Origin of the sequence: Microcoleus sp. D3_18a_C4 (assembly GCF_036702415.1) — a bacterium.
Classification (GTDB): Bacteria; Cyanobacteriota; Cyanobacteriia; order Cyanobacteriales; family Microcoleaceae; genus Microcoleus.
Genome location: NZ_JAUBTI010000008.1, coordinates 98,184 through 122,488 on the forward strand (window position 1 = coordinate 98,184; position 24,305 = coordinate 122,488).

36 protein-coding genes are annotated in these 24,305 nt (G+C 43.8%); 21 read left to right on the forward strand and 15 right to left on the reverse strand.

What is annotated here, in order from left to right; translation table 11 throughout:
• Positions 1-14: 14 nt before the first annotated feature.
• The 3 genes from QUB16_RS06605 to QUB16_RS06615 are packed head-to-tail and all read right to left on the reverse strand — an operon-like array spanning position 15 to position 4,870.
• On the reverse strand, positions 15-2,546 hold the full coding sequence (locus tag QUB16_RS06605; RefSeq protein ID WP_333315005.1) for an alpha-ketoglutarate-dependent dioxygenase AlkB: 2,532 nt from the start codon (positions 2,544-2,546) through the stop codon (positions 15-17).
• 1 nt (position 2,547) lies between these two features.
• Positions 2,548-4,026, reverse strand: coding sequence for a hypothetical protein (locus tag QUB16_RS06610; protein ID WP_333315007.1), 1,479 nt, complete (start codon positions 4,024-4,026; stop codon positions 2,548-2,550).
• Between the two features lie 25 nt (positions 4,027-4,051).
• Positions 4,052-4,870 carry a DNA cytosine methyltransferase gene (locus tag QUB16_RS06615; RefSeq protein WP_333315009.1) on the reverse strand — a complete coding sequence of 273 codons (819 nt, stop codon included), beginning with the start codon at positions 4,868-4,870 and terminating at the stop codon, positions 4,052-4,054.
• 39 nt (positions 4,871-4,909) lie between these two features.
• Here QUB16_RS06615 and QUB16_RS06620 point away from each other — a divergent pair, with 39 nt between their 5' ends.
• Together QUB16_RS06620 and QUB16_RS06625 are read left to right on the forward strand one after the other, a co-directional pair.
• Positions 4,910-5,176 (forward strand): hypothetical protein, encoded by a 267-nt coding sequence (locus tag QUB16_RS06620; protein WP_333315010.1) that lies wholly within the window; start codon positions 4,910-4,912, stop codon positions 5,174-5,176.
• Between the two features lie 115 nt (positions 5,177-5,291).
• Positions 5,292-5,669, forward strand: coding sequence for a hypothetical protein (locus tag QUB16_RS06625; RefSeq protein WP_333315012.1), 378 nt, complete (start codon positions 5,292-5,294; stop codon positions 5,667-5,669).
• 148 nt (positions 5,670-5,817) lie between these two features.
• On the opposite strand, the gene QUB16_RS06630 is transcribed toward QUB16_RS06625, so the two are convergent.
• Positions 5,818-6,567: a hypothetical protein gene (locus QUB16_RS06630; protein ID WP_333315013.1), complete on the reverse strand. Its 750-nt coding sequence runs from the start codon at positions 6,565-6,567 to the stop codon at positions 5,818-5,820.
• Between the two features lie 238 nt (positions 6,568-6,805).
• Here QUB16_RS06630 and QUB16_RS06635 point away from each other — a divergent pair, with 238 nt between their 5' ends.
• The 16 genes from QUB16_RS06635 (at position 6,806) to QUB16_RS06710 (ending at position 16,294) form a co-directional block, all read left to right on the forward strand.
• Positions 6,806-7,192 carry a hypothetical protein gene (locus QUB16_RS06635; protein WP_333315015.1) on the forward strand — a complete coding sequence of 129 codons (387 nt, stop codon included), beginning with the start codon at positions 6,806-6,808 and terminating at the stop codon, positions 7,190-7,192.
• A 94-nt stretch (positions 7,193-7,286) separates the two neighbouring features.
• Positions 7,287-7,802: a hypothetical protein gene (locus tag QUB16_RS06640; RefSeq protein WP_333315017.1), complete on the forward strand. Its 516-nt coding sequence runs from the start codon at positions 7,287-7,289 to the stop codon at positions 7,800-7,802.
• A gap of 169 nt (positions 7,803-7,971) precedes the next feature.
• Positions 7,972-8,316, forward strand: a complete 345-nt coding sequence (locus QUB16_RS06645; RefSeq protein WP_333315018.1) for a hypothetical protein — start codon at positions 7,972-7,974, stop codon at positions 8,314-8,316.
• Positions 8,317-8,930: 614 nt separating this feature from the next.
• On the forward strand, positions 8,931-9,539 hold the full coding sequence (locus tag QUB16_RS06650) for an SLOG family protein (protein ID WP_333315020.1): 609 nt from the start codon (positions 8,931-8,933) through the stop codon (positions 9,537-9,539).
• A gap of 74 nt (positions 9,540-9,613) precedes the next feature.
• The gene (locus QUB16_RS06655; RefSeq protein WP_333315021.1) at positions 9,614-9,838 is read left to right on the forward strand and encodes a hypothetical protein; all 225 of its coding nucleotides are present in this window, start codon (positions 9,614-9,616) and stop codon (positions 9,836-9,838) included.
• 99 nt (positions 9,839-9,937) lie between these two features.
• Positions 9,938-10,231, forward strand: a complete 294-nt coding sequence (locus QUB16_RS06660) for a hypothetical protein (protein ID WP_333315023.1) — start codon at positions 9,938-9,940, stop codon at positions 10,229-10,231.
• Positions 10,232-10,286: 55 nt separating this feature from the next.
• The gene (locus QUB16_RS06665) at positions 10,287-10,850 is read left to right on the forward strand and encodes a hypothetical protein (protein ID WP_333315025.1); all 564 of its coding nucleotides are present in this window, start codon (positions 10,287-10,289) and stop codon (positions 10,848-10,850) included.
• A 75-nt stretch (positions 10,851-10,925) separates the two neighbouring features.
• Positions 10,926-11,375, forward strand: coding sequence for a hypothetical protein (locus QUB16_RS06670; RefSeq protein WP_333315026.1), 450 nt, complete (start codon positions 10,926-10,928; stop codon positions 11,373-11,375).
• A 113-nt stretch (positions 11,376-11,488) separates the two neighbouring features.
• Positions 11,489-12,214: a hypothetical protein gene (locus tag QUB16_RS06675; RefSeq protein ID WP_333315028.1), complete on the forward strand. Its 726-nt coding sequence runs from the start codon at positions 11,489-11,491 to the stop codon at positions 12,212-12,214.
• Between the two features lie 63 nt (positions 12,215-12,277).
• The gene (locus QUB16_RS06680; protein ID WP_333315030.1) at positions 12,278-13,207 is read left to right on the forward strand and encodes a DUF5131 family protein; all 930 of its coding nucleotides are present in this window, start codon (positions 12,278-12,280) and stop codon (positions 13,205-13,207) included.
• Between the two features lie 69 nt (positions 13,208-13,276).
• Positions 13,277-13,549, forward strand: a complete 273-nt coding sequence (locus tag QUB16_RS06685; RefSeq protein WP_333315032.1) for a hypothetical protein — start codon at positions 13,277-13,279, stop codon at positions 13,547-13,549.
• A gap of 88 nt (positions 13,550-13,637) precedes the next feature.
• Entirely contained in the window at positions 13,638-14,615 is a 978-nt protein-coding gene (locus QUB16_RS06690; RefSeq protein ID WP_333315033.1) for a hypothetical protein, read from the forward strand.
• Between the two features lie 46 nt (positions 14,616-14,661).
• Entirely contained in the window at positions 14,662-15,171 is a 510-nt protein-coding gene (locus QUB16_RS06695; RefSeq protein WP_333315034.1) for a thermonuclease family protein, read from the forward strand.
• 11 nt (positions 15,172-15,182) lie between these two features.
• Complete coding sequence (locus tag QUB16_RS06700) at positions 15,183-15,794, forward strand: hypothetical protein (RefSeq protein ID WP_333315035.1); 612 nt, start codon at positions 15,183-15,185, stop codon at positions 15,792-15,794.
• Positions 15,791-16,117 carry a hypothetical protein gene (locus QUB16_RS06705; protein WP_333315037.1) on the forward strand — a complete coding sequence of 109 codons (327 nt, stop codon included), beginning with the start codon at positions 15,791-15,793 and terminating at the stop codon, positions 16,115-16,117. Before QUB16_RS06700 ends, QUB16_RS06705 begins: the two co-directional genes overlap by 4 nt.
• A 3-nt stretch (positions 16,118-16,120) precedes the next feature.
• Positions 16,121-16,294 carry a hypothetical protein gene (locus tag QUB16_RS06710; protein WP_333315039.1) on the forward strand — a complete coding sequence of 58 codons (174 nt, stop codon included), beginning with the start codon at positions 16,121-16,123 and terminating at the stop codon, positions 16,292-16,294.
• Here the strand turns inward: QUB16_RS06710 and QUB16_RS06715 are convergent.
• From QUB16_RS06715 to QUB16_RS06755, 9 genes are all read right to left on the reverse strand, one after another.
• Entirely contained in the window at positions 16,291-16,542 is a 252-nt protein-coding gene (locus QUB16_RS06715; RefSeq protein WP_333315041.1) for a hypothetical protein, read from the reverse strand. The two genes, QUB16_RS06710 and QUB16_RS06715, sit on opposite strands and share 4 nt — an antisense overlap.
• 3 nt (positions 16,543-16,545) lie before the next feature.
• Positions 16,546-18,258, reverse strand: coding sequence for an ATP-binding protein (locus QUB16_RS06720; protein WP_333315042.1), 1,713 nt, complete (start codon positions 18,256-18,258; stop codon positions 16,546-16,548).
• Entirely contained in the window at positions 18,251-18,676 is a 426-nt protein-coding gene (locus QUB16_RS06725) for a hypothetical protein (protein ID WP_333315044.1), read from the reverse strand. The genes QUB16_RS06720 and QUB16_RS06725 overlap by 8 nt, the downstream gene beginning before the upstream one ends.
• 34 nt (positions 18,677-18,710) lie before the next feature.
• Positions 18,711-19,535 (reverse strand): hypothetical protein, encoded by an 825-nt coding sequence (locus QUB16_RS06730; protein ID WP_333315045.1) that lies wholly within the window; start codon positions 19,533-19,535, stop codon positions 18,711-18,713.
• 9 nt (positions 19,536-19,544) lie between these two features.
• Positions 19,545-19,751, reverse strand: coding sequence for a hypothetical protein (locus QUB16_RS06735; RefSeq protein ID WP_333315047.1), 207 nt, complete (start codon positions 19,749-19,751; stop codon positions 19,545-19,547).
• Positions 19,744-20,079 (reverse strand): hypothetical protein, encoded by a 336-nt coding sequence (locus tag QUB16_RS06740; protein ID WP_333315048.1) that lies wholly within the window; start codon positions 20,077-20,079, stop codon positions 19,744-19,746. Before QUB16_RS06740 ends, QUB16_RS06735 begins: the two co-directional genes overlap by 8 nt.
• Before the next feature lie 350 nt (positions 20,080-20,429).
• Complete coding sequence (locus QUB16_RS06745) at positions 20,430-20,993, reverse strand: hypothetical protein (protein ID WP_333315049.1); 564 nt, start codon at positions 20,991-20,993, stop codon at positions 20,430-20,432.
• Positions 20,959-21,324, reverse strand: coding sequence for a hypothetical protein (locus QUB16_RS06750; RefSeq protein ID WP_333315050.1), 366 nt, complete (start codon positions 21,322-21,324; stop codon positions 20,959-20,961). Before QUB16_RS06750 ends, QUB16_RS06745 begins: the two co-directional genes overlap by 35 nt.
• Before the next feature lie 73 nt (positions 21,325-21,397).
• The gene (locus QUB16_RS06755) at positions 21,398-21,598 is read right to left on the reverse strand and encodes a hypothetical protein (RefSeq protein ID WP_333315051.1); all 201 of its coding nucleotides are present in this window, start codon (positions 21,596-21,598) and stop codon (positions 21,398-21,400) included.
• A gap of 165 nt (positions 21,599-21,763) precedes the next feature.
• Here QUB16_RS06755 and QUB16_RS06760 point away from each other — a divergent pair, with 165 nt between their 5' ends.
• Together QUB16_RS06760 and QUB16_RS06765 are read left to right on the forward strand one after the other, a co-directional pair.
• Entirely contained in the window at positions 21,764-21,997 is a 234-nt protein-coding gene (locus tag QUB16_RS06760; RefSeq protein WP_333315052.1) for a hypothetical protein, read from the forward strand.
• 230 nt (positions 21,998-22,227) lie between these two features.
• Entirely contained in the window at positions 22,228-22,395 is a 168-nt protein-coding gene (locus tag QUB16_RS06765; protein ID WP_333315054.1) for a hypothetical protein, read from the forward strand.
• A gap of 4 nt (positions 22,396-22,399) precedes the next feature.
• Here the strand turns inward: QUB16_RS06765 and QUB16_RS06770 are convergent, their stop codons facing one another.
• Both QUB16_RS06770 and QUB16_RS06775 read right to left on the reverse strand, forming a co-directional pair.
• Positions 22,400-22,561 (reverse strand): hypothetical protein, encoded by a 162-nt coding sequence (locus tag QUB16_RS06770; protein ID WP_333151443.1) that lies wholly within the window; start codon positions 22,559-22,561, stop codon positions 22,400-22,402.
• A gap of 7 nt (positions 22,562-22,568) precedes the next feature.
• Positions 22,569-23,567, reverse strand: coding sequence for a hypothetical protein (locus tag QUB16_RS06775; RefSeq protein ID WP_333315055.1), 999 nt, complete (start codon positions 23,565-23,567; stop codon positions 22,569-22,571).
• Positions 23,568-23,927: 360 nt separating this feature from the next.
• Between QUB16_RS06775 and QUB16_RS06780 the strand changes: the two genes are divergently transcribed.
• Positions 23,928-24,209, forward strand: coding sequence for a helix-turn-helix transcriptional regulator (locus QUB16_RS06780; RefSeq protein ID WP_333245535.1), 282 nt, complete (start codon positions 23,928-23,930; stop codon positions 24,207-24,209).
• Positions 24,210-24,305: the final 96 nt, after the last annotated feature.

Below are 24,305 nucleotides of genomic sequence, written 5' to 3' on the forward strand. Positions count from 1 at the left end.
TTGTTATTCCCTTTTTATTCAAAATCGTAGTAGAAAATGTCAAGGCTTCCGTAATCGTCACTTATAGGGGAAGGCTTTTTAGGTTCTTTCTCAAAAACCTGGGCAAGCTTGTCTTTAAGACTGGAATAAGAGATTGCATCTTGCGTTCCTGGAGAATCCTCACCGTTGCTAAAAGCATAAACTGAATGAGATTCATCAATAAGAACTTTGTTGCGTTCGGGTCCAGCGTTGGCGCGTTCGTTGGAGAATTCTACAGTTCGATCGGGCGGAAAATATCTAGGTTTGAAACCGGGGGCGATCGTACCATCGGGCAAGCGAGTTTTTTTCTGAACCCATCGGGCATTGTGAATTAGAGTTTTCAGTCCTCTAGCGTTGGCGGCTCTCTCGGCAAAAGTGTCTGCACCCTTCGCGCCACCGCTGACGAGGGTACAAGATGCGGGAAGGGCGTTGACGAATTGTTCGATCGCGCTTCTAGCCCAATTACCTTTGAATTCTCGACTGCCCACAACAGCAACATGAGTACCAGCGGGGACAGCAGCACCGTACTTAGCATAGCGCTGAGGGTCATCAAACTTTGGAATGGGGTTGGGTAGTCCAACGTTGGGCAAGCGGTAATAAGCAACCAGCGCTTTAGTGCCTGCTGCTGCAATCAGTGCTCCTATTTCTGGATCTACTTCATCCCACTGGGCAAATAGATAGTTAAACTTGGTCGGATCGAAAGGCAAATCGGTTTCTACCCAGCCATCAGGAGCCTCGTCGGGAAGTTTGCCGTGAACGATAACGTCGCAGTATTTTTCGCGGTACAAGTAGCGCTGGATTTGTCCATCAAAACCAACTTGAGGGCCGGCGATAACTCCCCCTACCCCGCGGACGTGAATGACGGGATTTTTGGCTGGTTTACCTTTAAGTTTCAGGTACCACTCTCGGTGCTTGTTATCTATCAAACTTTCGATCTCCAACTCGCTTCTAGGCGCTAAGCCTTCAATCCAATTGAGTCCAATCATGCCCAAATGAAGGCGGTTATCCGAGTTTGTGGGTTCGTCAGGTGTCGATGGCACTTTTCCCTCCTTAATCATCCATAGAGCTGCATTTTTGACAACCTCTCCGTGGCAGGCAAGTGGTTTGCAGTGGCAGATCAATTCTACACTTTTGCCACTAGCCAATTTTGTGGCTATTTTCTCGATCGCATTGTAGAATTCGCCACTACCTATCTGAAGTTTTCGCCAGCTTTCTCGACGAAAACTGTCGATAACTTTCTCTCTGCTATTTTCCTCGTTGATGACGTAGGGATTGTGAAGGGGCGATCGCATAATTCCTTGTCTTCCACCGCGTCCGATGTAGACTCTTGTCAAATCAGGGGTGTGCCAAGCAGTTGACGATAGCCCGTGAGTCCCGGAATCAGAGATGTTCGTGATGACGCAAAGCCCTACTGATTTAGCTGGTCTTTCAGGTTCTGGGGGCACTTGAGTTGGTGGTTCTGGTAATCCATCAGATTCACCCGTATCGTTATCAACGTCAGGGATTGTAACAATCCACGGTTCTTTACCTGTGGATCGAAAGTATTCGATCGCACGCTGGATAAATTTGTCTGAGCCATTCGTTGATGCTAAAAAATAGTCAGATTCTTCAAGCATTTCGTTGACCGTGTTTTCCTCGTTCCCTACGTGGCGTGTTGGGTAAAGCTTCTTTGTATTTTCTAAAATTTCGTAGAGGAAAACTGAGGGATATTTTCGAGACTTTAAATAAGTTGCTGCTAATGTATCGAATCCCGGTCGATCGGTCAACAGAATTTCGCTAACTTCTTTTCTGTCGGTAGTTTGCCGAAAAGCCATCACCTTTTCTATTTCAGCTTGTTCAACAGGTAACAGACTTTGATTTTGTTCCATGCCAATCATGGAAAATATCAGCGGTTTATCGGCGGCTGAGATTGGATCTACCATTCTGCCTGTGAGGTTAATTCGTCGATCGCCTATTACTTCCCCGGCTGCGTGAAAGCACAATCTTTCGTCACCGTGCATCACTAACAAGTCGCCGTCACCGAGTACGATATTTGTGGTTAGAGTCCGATCGAGCTTCTTGAGTTCTGCTGCGGTAAGTTTCCCCGCTGCGTCAACTTTTCCACCTACCAAAAAAGTTCCCTGCCCGAAAGTAAGGCTGATTATTGGAGCTTTCTTGTTCCTTTCTGAAGTGTCCTGATGAAAACCAAGTATGGGTTTTTCAGGGTTGTTCATGCTGTTTTCGTAAAAGTTAATCAGCACAGTTTCCAGCCGAAATCCTGGATAAAATTGCTGACCGACTTTTAGCATAAGTTGAGCGATCGTAGGTGGAATTGGTGGCCACCGCCTACCAGTTGCGGGATTGATTTTGGTATATCCTTCTGTGGATAGCCACCCATACTTACCGCAGTTCGTCATTTTGCACTTAATGCGTCCGAATTTGCCAGCACGTGCGTTGTATGGTGGAGCTTTTTGGGCGATCGATTCTATTTCTGCCATCACTGCGTCTTTTTGAGACTCAGCATATCCTCTGACTATTTGAATGGGCATTTTAAACTGGTCTCCAAGCTCCTAATGGAATACTGACAGAGTGCTTGTCGGCGAAGTCTTCCAAGGCTTTTTTAGCATCAGCAGAACTCATTCTTGCTGGGGTATCTGTCGCCAAATTGAATCCTCCTTTAACCTCCGGCTTGCCGTTTTCTACCTCAATTCCCACCCCATATATGCCGGAATAGTCAACGTTTGCTAAATCCAGTAAATCTTTTTTCATTTTAGCAAATTCAATTCTAGCATCATCGGCATTTTGGATGCTCGCATAGGCAAATCCCGGATATTTTTCATTTTCAGCCAATAAATAAAAGTGCGAAAATGTCACTTTATTTTTGGTTCTCATTGCCAGAATAATGACGATCGATACGAGTAATATCGGAGCAGCCATTGCTATCAAAAACATCCAGGCAGTGACATTCATATTACTTGTCCCAAACACGGTCATCAGCAAAGCTTCATTAGTTTTCAAAGCAGAAGCAGCAAAGAATCTTAGTGCTTGTGCTCCAGCGCTACCGGAAACTTTGAGGACGATCGAAGTAACACAATGTGCAAGAGCTGGGATTAATGTTGCCGGCATTCCTACCAAATTCATGCAACTTCCTAGAAACCAGTTCGCTATGGTGGAGATTATTCCGGCTGTAATGCCTACAGTTGCTAGTGCACCGCCCACAGCTACGATCGGGGTTACTATTGGCACAATTACCAAAGCACTTGCATCCACTTTGATACTTCTGATTGACAAGATTCGATCGTTGTAAATTGAATTTATATCATACATATTATGACCTATCACTGTTCTACTTCCTGTCCCCGATTTACGTTGACGTTGTACTTTAGGGGAAGGGATGGGTTTATCACCCATAGCAACCAAGCTTCTAGCAACGTTGTTATATTTGGCTCGTGTTCGCCTTCGATCGTTGAGTTTCAATCGTTCATCTTGCAATTCTTTGTAATATTTGTCTCTTAATTTTCTCGCCTCTTCCTGCATTTGAAGCTTTTTTTGATTAATTGATGTCCAAGCTGAATCCACAGCATAATTGATTTTAACACCAGTCTTTGACAATTCTGGCAGGTTTAGACTGTCATTGAAAGCATTTACCGCATCGCCGTAGATGCCTTTTTCTGTACTGGTAGAAGTAACAGCCGATAATGCGGCTTCGCCTGCACCAGCCAAATTACTATAGGCTTTGCTATTGTAAGCTCTATTGATGCCGTGGGATGTTTCCAAAAAGGCTGTACCACATTGAGCTATTAGCACAGGAAACATTTTGACGTTTTCTGCTGCTTCAAGCCAATCGAGTATTGGTTTAACATTTGGATGATTTAACAATCCTTGAATTACTGGCTGTTCCATCAACCATTGATGTGGTGCATCCATAAGCTTTTTTATTTCGCTAACCCCGGTTAGAGATTTGAAATTCGCCCATACGTCTGCTAGTTGGTCTGAGATATCTGGTGTTGGTGCTTCTTGTGTTGGCATAGTAATTATGACTGGTGGTTAGTATTTATTTTAGCAAAAGTGATGCCAGAAACTGGAGACGCATTAAGGGAATGGCAGCTTGTGGGATGCAAATCGACTTTCCAACGAGACTTACACTTTCCCGTCTTCCAGGCGTTCTACGCTTTAATCCGGGGGTGACTGGTGGTGGATTGATTCTCCACCAGTTGTCATAATGGACTCCAGCCAAGTAGTTGGGAACCCTAGCATCCAAAGACACAGTTCTGGATTCAGCTTCCTCGCGCGCTCCAATCTCTCTTGCTGTTTCAATATGAGTTCCAATCTGTTTTGACCAGCAGGTCCACCCTTTCCGTGACTTAAGGGTAAGGTCGTCACGGTAGGCAATGACAAATACCCTTTTTCTCTCGTGAGGCGCACCGCACTCCGACGCGCTGATGATTTCAGATTCTGTTTGATATCCAGCCAGATTGAGTCCGGCAATAATTGCTCGAAGTCCTCTGGAGATAATTCCCATAGGGTTCTCGATAACCACAAACGCTGGGCTACCGATGATGATGCAGCGCAAGGCTTCAAACCAGAGATTTGACTCAAAGTGTGCAAGTCCTGTTTTGGTTCCGGCGGAAGATGTGCCCGTGCAAGGAAAGGAACAGAAGAAAACATCAGCTTTGTGTGGGATTGCGTTGTACGATCGAACATCATCATGAATTGGAATTGACGGAAAATGTTCGCGTAAAACCTTTTGGGCGTGTGGATTAATTTCGATAAATTCGATCGTCCGAAACTTAATCTGAGAAATTGGATTAACTAAACTGCTGGCTAATTCCCAGGCTCCGATTCCGGCAAAAAAGTCGATACAATTCAGCATTTGCGATAAAATAAAGTTGCAGTAATTCTATTGTAAATCATGTCAGGCGAAGTTAGATCGATCGGTATTACTCCAGTTTACGGACTAAATTACAGCAAAGGTTATATAGGTTTTGAAGGAAGGGATGACTCTCTGCTGGCAACAGGAATCACCTACGTTACCCGTTGGAAAAAAATGAGTGATATTGCCACGCATCACTGTTTTGTGGTGATTGACGAATACAACTGCATAGAAGCCACCGCAGATGGGAAAGTAAGGGAAACTCCACTTAAAGATTATTTCGATCGAATAGAAGCGTATTTTTAGGAAACCAGTAGGTTTAACGGAGAAACTAGAGCCTTTGCATAAGAAAAGCCCCACATTCAGCAATGAGCGTGGGGCTTTTTTTTTTAAACCAATCAGTAACATCACAAATAAAACCATGAAAACAGTAATGATTTCGGGCAGTCGATCGATTCACAGATTGCCAACAGCAGCAATAGAATCGATCGATCGCATCATCGAGCTAGAACTTCCCGTAATAATTGGCGATGCACCGGGAATTGATAGTTTGGTTCAGCAGTATTTGCGTTCCAAAAACTACAAAAACGTCACAGTTTACTTTGCAGCCTGGCAAGGCAATGGCAAACCCCGGAATACTCATGGGTATCCTACCGCACCAGTTCGGGGGAGTTATGGCGATCGGGATGCTCAAATGTGTTCGGAGTGTACTTACGGTTTAGCAATTTGGGACGGATACAGCAAAGGAACCGCAGCCAATATCAAACGGGTTGCCAAAACTAAAGTGATTCGATGTTAGCAGTTGGCTGCGCGAAAACAATCTCATAAACAATCTCAGAAACACAGAAACACAGAAACAAATTGTGTTTTTTTGCTACCAGAAACACAGGAATAGTTTTGTTACTGTATTTCTGGTAGTCTAACCAAGTACATCCCCTCTGACTAAGTTAAGAGTCAAATTGATAACCCATCGGCAGTTGACGGTCTACGCAGTTAATGACTGTTTGATACACTTCCTGTTCATTTTCAGCAGGCACGTAATCCTGTAGAACACTGCGAGGTGTTTGGGCTATCAAACCGTCTTTTTCCAACCGTTCTAAAAATCGTTTCAAGTCAGCGCCTGATTTAAAGTTGCGGATGCCGTGCCGTTTTTTCAAATGGTCAACTACCTGAGTCAGAGTTTGACCCTTAAACGAAACACGCTCGCCTATGACCTCAATGGTGGGTTTTTCCACTTCCACTACAACACCACCAACGCCTCTTAATGCCAAAGCGACTGCGCTACCGTGCAGCGTAACTAGGCTGCTATCGAGTTCGCGACCCCGGTTAAGTTGCCTTGCTAGTTCTACTTCGAGTTCTAGTTCCTTGATGCGATCGTTCTGTTGAGGGACGATCGTTTTAACAGCGCGTTCACAATCAAGAAAATATTTGCGAATCTGTCTGCCTTGGTCTGTTCCTGCCATCATCCCTAGGGATTTAAACGCATCTACTGTCAGCATGATTTGTTCGGAAGGACGACCATTGGAGGTTTTCAACCAAGTTGTTGAAAAGTCCACTGTGTCTAGAAGACAGGCTAATTTTCGCTTGGCGGACGCTTTAGTAGCAAATCCTAACCATACCCATGCACGATCAAATGCGACTGGAAACTGTTCGGTAGAATCGAGAAAACTTTTTGCCAACTCAATGCTAAAATCCATGACGTGACCTCTGATGTAGGTTACTCCCCCTGAGAACTCGGTGCTTATAACACCATTCTGCGAGGGGGTTTTATACTTCAAATTATAGCTTTTCGCCTTACAAATAACTCTCGATCGACCGCTACAAAATTACTTTCGATCGTCCTTAATCCCTAGAAAAATCTCAGAAACAAAGTAACAAAATTTGTTACTATTTCTAGAATATCAGAAACAAAATAAATGCTTTCGCTTTTGAGTGATGATGTTTTTGATTAAGGCAATGGAAACTATTAAGTTTGCAGGAATTGAAGGCGAAATAATAGAATCTTCACCACACAGCAACTATTTGGTTGTAAGATTGAGCGATCGAATCACAATCATAGGAACTTTTTCTAACCAATTCCATTGGGAAGAGATGCCGGATGCAAGTTCTGGATTCGAGAGTTTCATCACGTACATAGGTGTACGATCGATCGCAGAAGCAGAAGCAGTCCGAGAAGTTATCCTTGAAAACGATGGCCACTTCCATCCAAAAGAGGAAGAACCGCGTCGATCGAAGCGAGTAAAAGCTTTCCCTTTAGAGCTTAAGATTCGTGGACTAACCACTGAATTTGTAGCTGAATTTGTAGCAGCAGACGAAATTTAAGTATTAGCCGTGTTTAAATTCAGGTACATCGAGTACCTGAATTGCGCTGCCAAGAAAACCAGTTCGATAAGAATGTGACCTTTCTCGAAATCCCATGAAACAACTAAACAAGCAAATCCCGAACATCGAGCATTTTTGGGATTACTGCCGTAGTCTAGTACCGCTGATGAAGCCTAGCCATTCAACGCTAACAAGTCGTCGATTAGAACTTTGGTTATTCAACGAAGTACATCTGGGCAACGGCACAGTAAAACCAGGTTTCTTTAACTCTCGGCTTTACGACTTCTGCCAGCGCATTTATCCCGGTTGTAACATAGGTCTGCTCACTTACCACGGTGAACTAGGCGGGGGTAGCAGCGGGCTAATTAAGCCTCACAGAGACCACGGTTACGCAATGCCTCGCGCAATAAGCATAAACCTGGGCGAAGCTGAATTCGCAGTAGACGGCAAGCTCTACAAACTTGGCAACGGCGACATATGCGAATTCAACTGCAAGCTCACTCACTCAGTACCTCGCATACTGACTCCCGAACGCTTTAGCCTAGTATTATGGCAACTTAATGAAGCGAAGGGTTATCGATCGAAAATGATGGAACCGATCGACTGGTAGAGAAAAGGCTGTATATCTGGGTTTATCCTCGGTATGCAGCCTTTTTTTTAACGCAGAATCAAGTGTGAATGCGATCGCATAATTTGATTTTTTCCTTCTATAATCTCGGCTTCGTTGATACCCTATTAAGAGCTATCGCTTGAAGGATATGATGTATACGGAGTCAATCATGGCTATCAATATCCCTTCCAAGTCCGAGAAACGCGCTTCCGAATTACGAGACGCAGTTCGTTTGTTAGCCTGGGACAGCTACAAACTTGAAAACAACCTCAAAGGCAAAGCAGCTTTTGAAGGTTATGCGGTTTTCAATGAGGAATGGCAAGAGCACGAGATTCAAGGGATGAACCTCGCTGCTATCGAAAAATTCATTAAATCTCTGGGATATACCCCAGATGAAGTGATGAAAATGCGTGAGGAAACTTACGCACGTAAAAGTCAGATGAACGCGCAGTCAGCGAGTTCATCCTCGACTGCACGATCGGAAGCACCATCTTTCGATGAGGTTCCCTACTAAAAATAATCAGAGATTTAGTTAACAACTAAGTCTCTGATTATTTTTTTTTTCTTTCTAAACCAACCCATTTAATCAAAACTTTATTTTTCATTCGTCCGATCGCACGGTAACTCTTGACCAAAATCAAGGACAAAGACAAAGAGCTATCGCTGAAAGAGCATGACACTTATCTCTAAAAGTCATGACAAAATATGAAATTTCAGACTACCAATCCTTTGAATGGAATACTGACGCTTCCTGGAGTATTCCATTGCCAGAATATTCAGTAAACGGTTACGTCGTTAACAGATATTTCGTTCCAGCCGAAGCACCAGTTATCCCAACAGGCTGGATTTACGAATTTTTCGACGGCTCCATTCGAGCAGAATGCCAGATAAGCCGTACTCAATGGTAAAAATAATCAAAAATAATCAGAGACTTAGTTGTAACTAAATCTCTGATTATTTTTTTTTCCTTTCCAAACCTAACCATTTAATCAAAACTTTATTTTTCATTCCCGTAGCCCGGCGAGGCACAGTCCGATCGCACAATCCGATTGCTGCTATTATTGCAGCAGAGTTTTTTATCTTGTGGGTGTGCTTTCGCTTTTGGGTGCTGATGTTTTTGGTAACACTATGCCATCACCTTACGGCTCAGGATACGGACTGATTCAGCACGTCGATCGAACTCTCAATCGCAACACCCAGTACGATTTTGATGAACCATTCGAGGGGAAAGAATACCGCACAGCGATGATTACGGGACACCGCTGGTGTGGCGATTGCTACAGCCAGAATATAGAGAAGCTAATCGAAATGGCACTCCATCTAGGAGTTAATCACTTTCTGTGCGGAATGGCACTTGGAACTGACCAAATTGCTGCCAAAATATTGATTCGGCGCAATCTCAAATGGACGGCGGTAATTCCGTGTGCCGATCAGAACAAATTGTGGAAACCACGCCAGCGATCGCATTACAAAAAACTCTTGGAACAGGCAACCAAACAGGTGACTTTGTATCCTGAATATCGAACTGGTGTTATGCAAGCCCGCAACCTTTGGATGGTGAAGCGTGCTGATATATGCCTTGCCTTCTTCAGTGGAGACCCGCACAGTGTCGGGGGCGGAACTGCGACGACGGTTAAGATGGCGATCGATCGAAATCTGTTGATTTATCAGTACATTCCAGCCGAATCTCGGTTTGTGATTATCGAACCAGCTTGTCAGCAACTAAGTCTGTTTTAGGCACAATTAAGCATTCACAATCACGCTTTACATCTACATAAAGCGTGATTGTTCATACAACCAAAGCCAAACACATGAAAAAGAAAAAAGTCATTGCTCATATTCATAGCCGAATCAAAAAGCTAGCCGATGCTGCGATCGACCGTGGCGACATTGAATCATGCGAACGGACTTCTGATGACATTTACCTCATCAAACGATCGACCGATCTCATTCCTACAACTTACACCGCTGTTGGTGCTGGCAGTTTGCTCTACTTGCTGAATTCTTTGGCTCAGAATCAACCAACAAACCAGTAACAGTTTTGGACTCTTGTTTCTCAGTAACAAAATCAACTGTTTGTTACTGAGAAACACAATTTCGGTGTGTAAAAATGATGTTTCTGTGAGAGTTGAATAATGCTAACAAAATTTACCGATCGATATGAAGAGCAAGGAATTTGGTCAGACGATGATTTCCGTTGTTTATCCATTATGGAGAAGATGATGGATACTGATGCGATCGTAGAAACACTTCAATTTCGTTGTATTTGTGACTGCCAAATGTACACCAAATCAGATGTGAAATTAGCACTGGTTCGGTGGTTTGGTGGCTACATCGAGCACATGGTCAACGATGTCTACAATGTCGTCGAACAAAATTCTGAAGTTTTTGAATTGAACTTGCAACCGAACTTGTATACAGAAACATAGAAACGTTTTCTGTTTCTTCAAATCAAGTTCAAAATCAAGTTCAAAATCAAGCTCAATGAAAAGCTCTAAGGTGATGGCAAATTGCTATCGCTTTAGAGCTTTGATTCTTTATGGGGTGATTAACATGATTGTAACAAAACCGACAGCCTTTGACAATATGCTTGCTGATGCGATCGGCAAACTAATTGATTTAGATCCAATCGTAGACCGTTTGTTAGCGACTGATTGCCAACAATGCTCTATGTTCACTCACGAGCAAGTAAAGTTTGCTTTTCTGAAATGGATTGAGCATAATCTCGATTCGATCGAGATGCAGCCTGAATGGTTCATCCATCAGGAACCCAAGCACTTTTATCGGCATTTGCCATTTGATGACTTGCAAGAAGCAACAGACTTGCGAGAGTACGATTACGCCGAAATTTACTGTGAACTCGACGATAACGATGACAAAGAGTACACGGCAGAAATGGATAAGAGTGCTCGTATCAATTCAAGGGAAATTGCTAAGCACATTGCACGCCAATCCAAAATGAGAAGTCAATTCGATAACGAATCCTTACTCGAAGATGACTTTGAAGGAACTCCCGAAGAAGCAGCAAAATCTGCCATAAATTGGTAGAAAAAAAGCGGTTAGTTGAGAAAGAACTAACCGCTTTTTGTGCAGTCTGATTTTGGGTATTAAACCGATTCTACCATGACTTACTTAAAAAGGCTAGCCGAAATCCGCAAACAAATTGAATCTTTGAAAGCTGAAGCTGCTTCGATCGAACCTGACGCAATCCTTGAAGCTTTCGAGATTCTTGAATCCAATCAATCGCCCAACGGTAAAAGCTTAGTTCACAGCGATAAAAATGCTAAAATTGTGTTAGTTTTACGCAATCGCTACGACGACAAAAACACCTCGGTTGTACGTTTAGACGAAGACATTGACAGAGAATACGAGAAACTTTGTCGATCGAACGCAACAGCAATCGAAACCAACCAAGCTTACATCCAAGAATTACAGGAAATGATTGCTGTTGCCGAAACAAAACAAGAAACGTTTTTGAGTTCTCCCTATTTAGAAACACTTCGGAAACAGCGGGCGATCGCACTGAAAAAAACTGAACACAAAGTACCGAGTCTGGCAGTTTATTTGAAGTAAATTAAGGCTTTCGCTTTTAGGTATTGATTTATTCGCCAATCGCGGTAAGGCTGAATAGAACCGCAATCTGAAACAAAAACTAAACCTTCAATTTTGTCAATCAACGAATCAAAATGAACCCAATAATTGTAGACGGATTTGCATTCAGAATTCCCAGCATCCCCAGTCGGTACAGAGCAAACTGTTCGCGCGAGTGGGGCTGCTTCGTAACAGGTGAAACTAAAAACATGACCTGTTCTAAAGCGGAGAAAGCTGGCTTAACTCGTGGCAGCTTTGTGGAAATGGCGGTATGTGCGATCGACCAGAAAATCCTGACATTTGAACCCAACTACATCAACGAACCATTCACGGAAGTTTGGGGAATTCCAGTCGCAGGCGAAATGAAAACCGCATTTCACGAGAAGTGTTCAGAATTGTCAACTTTTCTGATTCATCGCCAGTCAAAAGACCGGATGAGCGGATTGATAGAACAGTTTAGCCGGCAAGCATTCAACAGTTGGGTTAGTGAAGGAATGCAAGGCGATGCTAATGCTTATGCGATCGCCAAAGCTGCTGATGCTTATTTCAGCCAAATTTTCCGGTTTGAAATGACTCAAACCGAGGGCAGCTACGGCCCGTATTTCTTCATTAGCACTAGCTGTCGTCAGCCTGCAAATGAATTTGAAACAGCAGCGCTCAAAGCTGCAAGGCAAATTTATCAAGCAGATTCAGAAGGTACTGGCTATTGTACCGATCGGCGCTTAGTTGAAAATCAAGCTAAGTGTTTGGGATTTGGTTCGACACCTGACGAAGCTATTGAATTAGCAACTCCGACTGTTCGACAAATCAAAGGCAAATAATCGATAAAAGCTGGGGAGAAATCTCCGGCTTTTTTTTAAACTCAACACAAACAGGACAAAATCATGAGCAATATCGAATGGTGTAACATCACAGCCAATCCCATCCACTTAATCCGTGAAGATGGCACTCATGGTGGACACTGGTGCCAAAAAGTGAGCCCAGGCTGTGCAAAATGTTACAGCGAAACACAAAATCAAAGTAACTATTTCAAGTTCGCCTCACACCTTTCCTATTCAGGTATAGCGCCAAACAATTTGATTTTTGACGAAAAGGTGATGCAAGAATTGCTGAAAATGCGATCGCCCAAGAAAATATTTCTGTGCTCGATGACTGACTTATTCGGCGAATGGGTGCCGGATGCTTGGCTCGATCGCGCTTTTGCTTACATGGCTTTGAGCAAACAACATACTTTCCAAATCCTGACAAAGCGCCCGGAACGGATGCGGGAGTATTTTCTATCGCCCAATCGATCGCAGGCAATTTTTGATTTCATGTTGTATTACACAGATCCAAGAAACCAACACAACTTATCAATTAGTTTACCTCTGACGAATGTTTGGCTGGGAACATCGGTTGAGAATCAAAAAGCTGCGGACGATCGAATTCCATCCCTGCTGCAAACCCCGGCAGCGGTGCGGTTTCTGAGCTGTGAACCGCTGTTAGAATCTATCAGACTTGATAAGCCATTCAGGACATCGAATAGTGGCTACGAATTCACTTGGCTTGATTATCTAAATTGGATTGTTGTCGGCGGGGAGTCCGGTGCTGGTGCGCGTCCCTGTGATGTCGAATGGATTCGATCGATTGTCCGGCAATGTCAACCCACAAACGTCGCTGTATTCGTGAAACAACTTGGTGCAGTGCCAATTAAAACTGAGACTTACATTCTAGACATAGCTGATACCCATCCAAAGCTCAAACTCAAAGACCGCAAAGGTGGCAATATCAACGAATTTCCTGCTGATTTGCAAGTACGGGAATTTCCTGAGTAGTAATTATGAGGCGCTATCGCGATAAACAAATGAGCATTTATTGCTCTGTTTCCTTTTGAGGCAAAATCTATGCACCACATAGTAATAACCGAGGACTTCATTGATACAAGCTACATGACCTCGGAATTAGCTCTTTTAATCGAATACAAACGCTTCGACATCATGATTAACCTCGTAGAGGGGTCTTTCTACGAAGCGTTTGTATTCGATCCAGCTAGTACATACAAGCTTTGCGATCGAATACAAACAACATGGCTTGTTGATTGCATAAGTGCTTGCTACCAACACATTAACTTTGTCATCGAAGAAGACAGAGTGTTGCGTCGGATTTTGAATTTATAGCAAAAGCCCCAGAGATTCATTTCTCTGGGGCTTTTTTTTTAATGCCTTTCGATCGCTATCGCTAGTTAATCGCTTAAAATCAATAACCATGAAACGAATAATTCTCGATCCAAATAATCTAAACCGCAATCGAACTCTGGCAGCATTTGAAAAAGTAAACAAAGATTTACTCGTCAAAATCCGAGCCGATCGTACCTATAAAATGCCTCCCAACTACATCAACTGGCAAATCTTGAGCGGAATTGCAGCAATTGCTTTATCTACTTGTGAACCAGACTATGCAAAAATTGATGTTTCAGCATTTATCCACAGTTACCGCACCGCACTGTGGTTTGCTCAAGATGCACCGATTTATTGCTTGACTAAAGAATTGATTGGAGCGTTCGATCGCACCGATGCACTTCACAAACCCGGCATTCTTGCAGGCTGGCAACCATCGTTGCCTACTTTTATGCTGGCAATACCCAAAGGACTAATTTTCACTCCAGACGGTGGAGAAATCGATTACCTGACAGTTTCTTGCAGCGATTGCGAGCATCCAGAATGGAATCGAGGTAAGTGGAGACACGTTGAGATTGAGCCGTTTAACCTGAAACATCATCTGTATTTTCAGATTTGCACAGTGGATAGCAACGAAACTGTGTGGACTTCTGGAACTGCGATCGGAGACAACGGTGTTTTGATTTACGATGAAACTAGCAGCATCGGTAAAAGCATAATGTCTCCCGCTGACAAAGAATTTGTACAGCGCATCAGAAATCTGGTTATCAATGCTTTATTGGCTCTGGAATTTTCGCCATCACTTTTGACAGATGTCACTGAAACTGAAGCGAAAACTAAGAGTAAAGGATTTGCGATCGAGCGAACTTCCTCTAATACTAGATACCCCCGTTGGTTTGGGAAAAATTACCAATCCCAATCGGTATTATCCACAGGTAAAGGGACTCATTTATCTCCGTGTACTCACTGGCGACGGGGACATTGGAGAGTGCTAGAATCATGTGAAGGCAAACGCTGGAGGGATACTAAAAGGCTTTGGATTGAACCAGTTTTAGTCAATCCTTAATTGATTAAGCCTTAAATTATTTTCATCTAAATTTGAGGCTGATTAAATGCTATTAGCTGGAAATGGATACAACTGTCTGTCAAAGTTTGTATTCGATGGAGACACTTTAAACCTCGACTTTCAAGGCGAACAATTCAAAGCAAGACTGCAATGGATCGATTCGCCTGAATCTCGGAAAAACGGACAGAATAGCGCAAATCCCAGAATCCTCAAGCACTGGGAGTTCGCGGAAAAAGCCAAAACTGCATTGATTAATTTGGTGGTGGAAAAACCAATAATCGCGATTCCGATCGAAAAAGACTCCTTCGATCGCTGGGTATGTGACTGCTATATTGGCAAAATTTCCGCAGGAACCAACGTACAAATTAAGCTCTGCAAAGCCGGAATGGCTGTTAGCTATCTGCCATTTAACAGATTCTCTTACAGCAGCCGAGAACTGGCTGTAATGCGCGGCATTATCACCGAAACCGCTAATGCCAACCGCAGAAAAACTGGGATTTGGTCGGTACCGGACTTCATCCTTCCTTACGAATTCAAAAAGTTAAACCTATCCTGAACCTGAAAACAATGACTTTAATTGAAAAAATAATCGATTACATGGAAGCTTCCAAATACAATATCTTTCGGAAACCTGCTGAAAAAAACATAGTTTATATCGAAGGGAAAGGCAAAGACGGCGTTTTAAATTCTGACCAACCCAACCATTTCAATGACTTAAGGCTGGTATTTGCTTTTAACCGAGACGGTGATGCGCTAATAGAAGGCTCTTGGGAAGCGACAACCGAACCCGGCTACTACTACACCGACAATCCCATGAATCCCAACGGTGCCGCCAGAATTGCTTTCGGACAGTATCGGGCATGGCAAGTCGGTATCCACGGTTACTCCGACCCGCACGAAGCGCTGGTTCAGGTTGCGCCCGTTCGCGTTCACCGGGACTGGAACCGGGATATGGTGCGGACTGGAGATGCTCTTGACTCTGGACTTTTCGGTATCAACCAACACCACGGGTACAACCATCCAGTAGATGATATTCACACCGCATCGGCTGGCTGTTTGGTAGGTCGAAACAGGCAAGAACATTTCTCATTTATGAAATTGATAAAATCCGATCCGCGCTACGTCGCGAACCCCGATTTTATTTTTACAACAACCATAATTCCTGGGAATAAATTATGAACCAAAAAATACTGGATCTAATTGTGGGAATACTGGCAACTATTAGCGCAGTTGCCAGCTTTTCCTTTTGGTTAGCATCTCGGCAAATCAGGGATGACGTTTTTCACCAAGTCGATAAAATTTCCGACACTCTAAAGCAGAGAATGGAAGTTGATTTAATGAAACTCGATTACAAGCTCCAGAGGTGGCAGGATTACAACAAAATGAAAGACTTAACTCTAGAGAGCAGAATAGAACGAATTGAAGAGCGAATTTTTTCAACCAATAAAATTGTCGATACCATTAACGAGGGTTTCTCTACTTTTGAATCTGACAACTCTTAAACCATGATGAAATTAACTCAAAGTCAGTTAGACTGGCTAGCAACTTTTTTTAGTGCGATCGCCGGAATCGCCGAACTTTTAATTGCAACCAAACGACTTAGCAATGAAGATGGTCAATTAATTGCCGGCTTGGCTCTCATTGCTTGGGGAATTGTTAGCAATAAAAAGCCTCACTAGGGATTATTAATTTTATCAGCAATTAGTTTCGTAGTGCCGATCGTCCCAAGCCCCAACCCCATAATTAGCCCCGTCCAAAAAGCATCTCTTGGATTAGTCGAGCTTTTTTTCTTGAATTGGGCCCTTGCAATTGGAGCCTGAATTTTGTAAGATTCTACTACTTTCGGGATAATCTCAACAGTTAGTAATGTGGCTGCTGTTAATGTTGCAGCCAAAAAAGCAGATTCCGATCGTGTGGGTTTACGCATTTTTCATTTCCTCTCCAAATACTCTTTAAAATTGGCTATTAGTGAAGGTGTGCCATACTTCATTACAATGTATTTAAAGCATGGTTTACCTACATCAGAATAACTTTTGGGCTTTCCTTTTCCTTGGGTGAAGCCCAGTCCTTGCTGAATGATTTTACTGGCACTTTTGTATTTATCAGATAATTCCAAAATGCGCTCAAAAATCGCTGATTCTGAGTCATTTGGCAGTAATCTTGCAAAGTCGCCAGCATCCCAGATAAGCGGATAAATCTCTCTGGGTAAGGGTTCTGGAGTTATCTCCAGCGAGATAAAGTCCGAAGCAACAGATAATTCCCCATCTAAATTATCTGGCTTATCTTGGGCATTATCTGGCTGATTATCTGGCGAGTTGCCAAGTTCAGCAATCCATTCTTTTTTCAATCGATCGAGCATTTCAGGATTAGATTCAGCCCGCCAGTAATCCTCGGAAATGCCCAGGATTCGATCGAGTTTAGTAGAATCAGTTTCTGTTTCTGTATTTGCTGTATTGGAAACTGTTTCTGGAAGTGTTTCTGAAGCTGAATTAAACAAATCGTAAACCCAACTCGATCGAATCCATTCAGGGGCGATCGAGATTTTCAGGTTTTCGATCGGCTCTCCATCTTCATCTTTGATGCCCGAAATAGTGCCCCGCCACAGTGGTTCCTGCTCAGAGTTGGAGTTGAGTTTGATAATAATAAAGTTGCCTCGAATGGCATCCGCAAATCCATCACTACCGCCAAGTGCTGCGAGTGTTTTGGCATGGGATACAAGTATGGGTGACTCGTTAGCTTTGCGCGGGTCACTGGATAATTTAGAGCCAAGTTTAGCAGCAGATTCTTGAGTAGCTTCTTCCTGTCCGTATCGCGTTACTTCGTCGAAAATCGAAGTGATTGGGGTATCTTTGAGGGTGCGTTTGGTGAATCGATCGTACATTGCCAGAATCTGCGAGTTTACCTCCTGATAATTATGGTGAGCGCCAAACCCCTTCACCCCTAGCTTGACTAAGTGCTGCCAGCAATAGTCGCAATTTTGATGGAAGTGCGGATCGGCGATCGATATTATTTGGTGTCCTCGCAGATAGTACCGGCACAGTGCTAGAAACTCGGCGAAATAACTTTTGCCGCTTCCTTGGTCGCCGTAAATTACGACGGGCTTTTTCATGCACTGAGCAATCCAGCCGAGTTCGTGCTCATTGATAAATTTGAGCAGTTTGGCTTTCTTGGCAGCGAATGATTCGTCTTTTTGCTTGATTTCCTCTACAATTGCAGCTAATTCCGGCTCCGGTAGTGCAATTTGTTCCGGTTCGGGTTCAGGTTGAGGTAATTGCGATCGAATCCAGTCCTCGCCGTACTTGTCAATCATCACTGCGGTGTAAGCAGCAGATACATCATCTTTGTGGTCAGCCAGTGCATATTTGGCTTGAGTTTTTAGCTTGTTGACGGCAGTTTCAATTACTACCGGACGGGTAGCTTCTTCAATTAATTTCTGCTGTTGTTGCTGCTCGAATTGCCACCGATCGAACGCTAGTTGCTGTTGTTTTTTACGCTCGCTCACGCAATAGCCGGCAATCGAAAATCCCACGCACGCTCCTGCTCCGGCATTCCTCAAGCCAGCCCATTGCTGAAATGGCATTGGAATCAGTGCCAAGGCTGCGCTGGCAATCGTGCCAGCCATTGAAGCAATGATTTTATTCACGCTCACGGCTACCTCCCATTGCTCCGATCGCAGCCATAACCACCGCGGTCACTACTGCAATGCCAACTGTGATCGCAATATGAACTTGCTGCATCTTGAAAGTTGAGAAGAATTCCCAATTTCCTAGCAAAATACCAACAGCAACAGCTAAAATCCCTATTCTTCTAAGCTGCTGATTACTGACATTTGGGAAAAATGCCAAAGTTACGATCGCAGCAATTGCGAAGGTCACAATCAGCCAAAAATATCTGGGACTAATTCTCGCTACATTTACCGCCAGAATTCCGCCAGCGGTACAGGCACAGAGAAAAAATGAATTTGAGTATGCTTGCAGTCGATCGAACGCATCTGATGGCGTGAATTTAGGTGCTTCTGGTTGTTGTCGTGGTTGTTGTGGCTGTTGTTGTCGTTGAAACATGATGCCCCCTTATTTATTAGCCAATTCCGATTTATTAGCCAATTCCAAACCACTTGCCAATTTTCTTAGCGCCTCTAACTACATTGCTGCCAAATTGCTTGGTCTTACCAGCGACGTTGCCCGACCAGTTAAATGCGATCGAATCTTGATTGCTTCCGCCTAACGTTTGCTGCGGTCTACTGACAAAAGAGTTTTGTCCCCACGACTGACTGGATATCGGCTGTTCCCAGTCCGATCCTGTGAAAATCCCCTTATTTCCGGGGAATTGGGGGTGAGAAAAAGCAGCCAAGCCATTCTGTAGCGACATTTTCGCAGCTACAGCAGTTCGTTTTGCTTGCTTTCCCCAAGCTCTAATACCAGCCTGAATCGCTGGCTCGTTAGCTGCTTTTTCTCTGGCTTCTTCGAGTTCCGCTAGAGCGCGAGCCAGAACTGAGCCGTTAGCGATTTGATCTAATTCGTTGTTGACAGTTCTAAGTTCGGATTGCAAGGAAGTTGCATTTGCCTTGCGGTCTTCTCCTTCAAGCAATTTAGAATTTCGACCAGTGAGCGCAATTGCTAAATCAACCGCGCCTTTGTCGATGCTTTCGATCACTTTAAATCCTTGCTTGGAAAGTTTGACAACGGCATCGTTCCAAACTTTCTGAGATTTAATAACGTTCCCAAAAATCTCCTCAATTTTATCAATGTTATCAATCACCCACTTGGCATCAATTCCCAATTGCCCGAACTCCGCCCAATCGGCGACAGTCATGGTCTGAATTGCCGAAAAATTGACGTTCAGCTTTTCTTGAAGCAGTTGGTCAATTTCTGGGTCGAGGTGAGTGATTAGATGCCCGCATAACGGTCTATTTGCGTCCATAATTTTTGCTTACATCAAAGAAGTTTTGATTTCCAAAGTTTCTCCCGGTTCAGAGTCTGGGAGACTATCAGAAACTATTCTGAGGGCATCGATCGAATCTACGGGTCGATCGCCATAAACTGTGTAGATTTTCGTGCCGTGCCTCGAACTTGTAACTTGGACTTGCCTGGAACAGCCATTAACTACAGAAGCGGGTTTAAATAACCAATCAAACATTTTTTTTTGCTCCAAAAACTACTGCAAATACCCAAATACCAACTGCCATAAACCTCAGATATCCATTGACAAAAAATCGGTGTCTTTGGTTTTTCCAAAGTATCGGATAGTGAACAATCTCATGCGCTTTTTTCGACAATGGCACGCAATCTCTAATGAACTTTTCAGATTGAAGATTGCTGTAAGTCAAATGGTGCGCGTGATTCGATCGACACCAAGGAAACAAAACGCATCTATTTCCTGTGGCTTGTTGAAACTTTTTCGATCGGGCATACCAGATGTTCGATCGAATGTAATTTGTGTATTCAGGTGAGTGATTTTTAGTCATTGGCGATCGCACATTCTTTAGTTTTCGATTTACCGTTAGCAATTATTTCAGAACCGCAACCGTGTTTGGATAAGGCAGTGATGAACACAAGTTGACCACCTTAAAGATTTGACCTTGATGTAAGTACATTTAGCAAACTCCTGTCATCAATACGACTGCTACAGAATCAGAAAAACTTGGGGATTCTTGAAAAAGTGACTGTAGCCATTTAAGCATTTGTGATTTTTCCTGACTTGATTTTGACCGCAAACTCGCAAAAATAATCAGATTTATTAGCAGTTTTTCTCTGCGAGTTTGCTCAAAGTTTTGTGAGATATTCAAAGCTTCAGCTAGTTCTGCACAAGATTCGACTAACCCCAAAGTCCAGAAATCTGCTTCGGGGCTTTTTTTCCCGGTAAACTTCCTTTCCGCAAATCGAGCGGAGTTTGGTGAATTGCGTCAATCACTTGACTGAAATTAGAGCGAATATTACGGGTCCGACTGCTAATTTTGTCGATTACGTTTTCGCCTACCGCTATGAAAAGGCTGTCTACGATCGCATCTGATGCTGCATCAGCAATATCAGTCATAGCCAAACTTGCCTCTTGAGTCATACCTCTGACAGCGACCAGCATCCCGTTAACTTCTTCCTCTGAATCCTGATGTTGGCTGTGGTCAATTTCGCGATCGTTGATATCGTCGCAGTGTTCGGCATACCCGTTGCGAACAGAAGCAATTTCCACTAAAGCATCAGCCGGAAGCATCATTTGTTCGCGCACCAGTCGATAGTATTCGCGAACTTCGTCAATGTCGCAGCCCTCAACTTGGGAATTTTGCCATTTGCGATGACCGAGCGCTTTACGGACGCTGGTAATGTCGCTGACTTTGCCGAGTCCCAATTCAAATTTGAGATCGACTCTTGAAATCGTAGTCATCCGTTGGTAGTCCTATATTTTGCAAGTGTTTTCTGGTTTTGTCGATGTCTCGATCGCACTTCAAAAAAATCTGTTCGAGCTCAACAAGGCACCATTTTTGAAAGTCTGAGAATTTGCGGGCATGGAGGACTCGATCGCACTCCGGGCATTCTTCTTCCAGCAGTACCAGTCGGCGCTTGAATGTTGCTTCAGGCATGGGGTCAGTTTTCCGTTGTCGTCGGTTTTTCCGACCCACGTAGCCGAGGACTTGCTTGATTTGCGATCGAGTCCAAAAATTTCGTCTGCCCCATTCATCCTCAAACTGCGCTGTTACTGGTTTTTGGCGTTTCATAAGCCATGAAATGAGCTATCGGCTGGTATTGAAATAAGGGGGGGGACGATAGCTCACGAAACCTCAAAAAAAACTAGCGTGAGTCTTTGTTACTCCCCGGTTCAGGAGCTGGTTCAACATCGGTACAGTCGTAGTAGCCGTATTGTTTGCAGTTCTTGAGCATTTGAGCAACTGCTTCCTTTTTTGTCCGACCCGGAGCCATAACTCGTACATCTGAGTGAAGAGAGCGACGAACAATGACTGGGTATTGCTGAACGTGTTGCTGTAAAATCATTCTGTCTCCTTGTGCCGGCACACGGCATTTGTGGGAAAGTCCAGTTCAGCGCTACCAACGCTGAACTGGGCGTTTTTGCCACTGTAACATCCATTGGATGTTACGTCAACACAAACTTGAGTATTTTAGCTAAGATTTGTTGCGCTCATCGAATATGCTGGATTTATGAGCGAGGAAAATAGTAAAAAAGGGAAAAGTAGGGATGGGCGCGATCGGCTTACGTTCGATGTGGGCGGTTTGCGCGAAAGGCTGCGAGATGCGGCGATCGAACCGAATCAGTCGCTGGCATCGATCGTCCGCATGGCTCTGCTTGAATGGTTAGCCGATCGAGAGTCTCAGAATTCTGAAAAATCTCAGAAAGTCGATAAAAATGATATATCAATAAATGACAATGACTAAAAGCTATATGCAGTAACTATTATGGACAACCTAGCTGAACCTTGACATCGTAGGGGTCACTGGTTCGAGTCCAGTTGTGTCCATGAATTTCCATCATTTATAAATCAAGGGTTTTAGGTTTTCGATCTCACTAAGAGTTCTGTTTTCCGCAGATATTTGGCTCAGTTCCACACGAACGGTGACAGAATAAGTCAAGGTCAGCCATTCTGTAAAATAAGGGAAAAAATCAAATGGCTTACAGTGATTTGACTTTAGAAAAAGTGCATAAAGCTTTTGGTTTGACTATTTCAGAAGACGTGGTAGTAGTGTCCGCCCACCAGCCCCTTCCGGGACACGGCATCACAGCCGTGTCCTCACCCGCAGGACTACTTGAGACGCCAAAGGGAAAAACCCCTTGATCACTTATCGGCGACAGCCTTGGGCGATCGCCCTTAACACCGCTAGCCGCACTTCTGGATGAAATTTCTCAAGCCCGTTAGCCCGAAAAATCCAGTGTCCGCCGCCCGCGTGCTCGATCGCAATTTTCTGACCGTCAGGCAAAACTATTTGCCACCAATTCAACACACTGGCTTTAATAAGGTGGCACTGAATTTCGTTCAGTTGAGCCTCCATTAATTTCAGTTGACGCATGATAGGATTTTGGGCAGATGACTTCATGATTTTTCTCATTAAATGAATTCGACTGTTTCTCGGCTTGGATTTCACTTTGCCGATTTTTGAACTTAACTTCACCTTCCGAAGTTTTCGCCTTAACTTCCCTTTCCGAAGTTTTCGCCTTCACTTCCGTTTTACCACCTTTAGGCTCAACTTTGACTCCAAAACCTTTAGACTTAACTTTTCTTGGGGCAGAAGTTGAAGTCGGTTCCGTGGTCGGCTTCTTAAACTCCGCGTCTAATTGGTCTAAAATCTCCTCTTGTTCGGGAGTATGTTCCGCTGGCTGCTCTAAATTGCTGGGATTGTATTCGCCAACCAACCTTGCCAAAAATTCCGAAATTGAAAGTCCGGCTGCGGCTGCTTTTTTCGTTAAAAGGGCGTAGGTGTCGGTTTTTATGCGAATTTGTTTGAGCCGCAGGTTGGGATTGTTGTCAACGGTTTCAGCAATAGTTACTGCCGTAATCCTTTCTTTGGGTATGACATCGACAACTTCTTGCCACTTTTCCTGTAAACGACAGTCGCCGTATTGGTCGGTAATTGCGTGTTTGAACAAAGGGACAACTTGAGCAACGCAGCTAGGCAAAATCTCAAATCCGGCTTTAATTAAGCGCAGGCAAATGCTCGCCGATTTGATAATTTGTGTGCAGTAAAAATACTGCCTACCTAATGCTTGTTCGCAGTAACTTTTAAAAGTTTTGAACTTGTCTTTGTACAATCGCAGCTTTCGGATGGCGTCCAGCATGATTCCTTGACGCACGTAGTCTAGGAATCCCCTTTTAATTTCGCCTGTCAGATAGTCTAAATCGTGAAAGGGAGATTGATTCTGGATTTCTTCTTCAAAGTCTAGCAGCGGGCCTGCAAAGTGAAAGTTGGAGGCGACATCGCCTAGGTAGAAGTTGTCAATTGATGTGGACATGATCTGGAATGGTTCGAGAAAGGGCACGATAGCACGGAAGTTGTGCGATCGCAAAGTTGAAGTTTTGGTCTGGATCTTTGATACAATTTTGAGTTGGGCACTCCTGTGAGGTCGATCGACCTTTTACATGGCACCACCTCCTCGGCGTTGAGAAAAAAGGGGCTTGAGGTATGCGCCCAACCCCCGAAAATACGCTTGGGTATGCAAGCACAATTGATAGACACGAAAAATAAGGCGGTTATTCAAACCTGCACGTTTTGAATGTTCGGCTCGCTCGGCCGCCTTCTGTCATGTCCGTCACTTACAACTTTAGTTGGATAATTCATTTATGTCAACTAAAGTTGTACAACTTTAGTTTAAATGAATCAAGATATAGACTATCTCAAACCAGAAACTATTCAAGAAGCTATCCAATTGGCTGAAGCTACTCAGGAACAACTAGCCCGAAACCTAGGAGTTTCTCTAAATACAGTGAACTCCTGGGTTAATTGTCGGAAAATGCCACGGGCGGATAATTTCTTCGCCCTATGCCGGGAGTTAAAGCTTTCGCCCAAAACCGTGGCTAGATTGCTAGGCATCGATATCTCCAACATCCCTGACGATATCCCTTTGATAAGATCGCCCTCATCGAACGACAACTAACCCGCAGGGGTTCGGAAAAGTCTAGGGAAAGGGGCTTGAGTCATGCACCCAAGCCCGGAAAATACTAAGGGTATGCAGGCATAATGGGTAGAAACT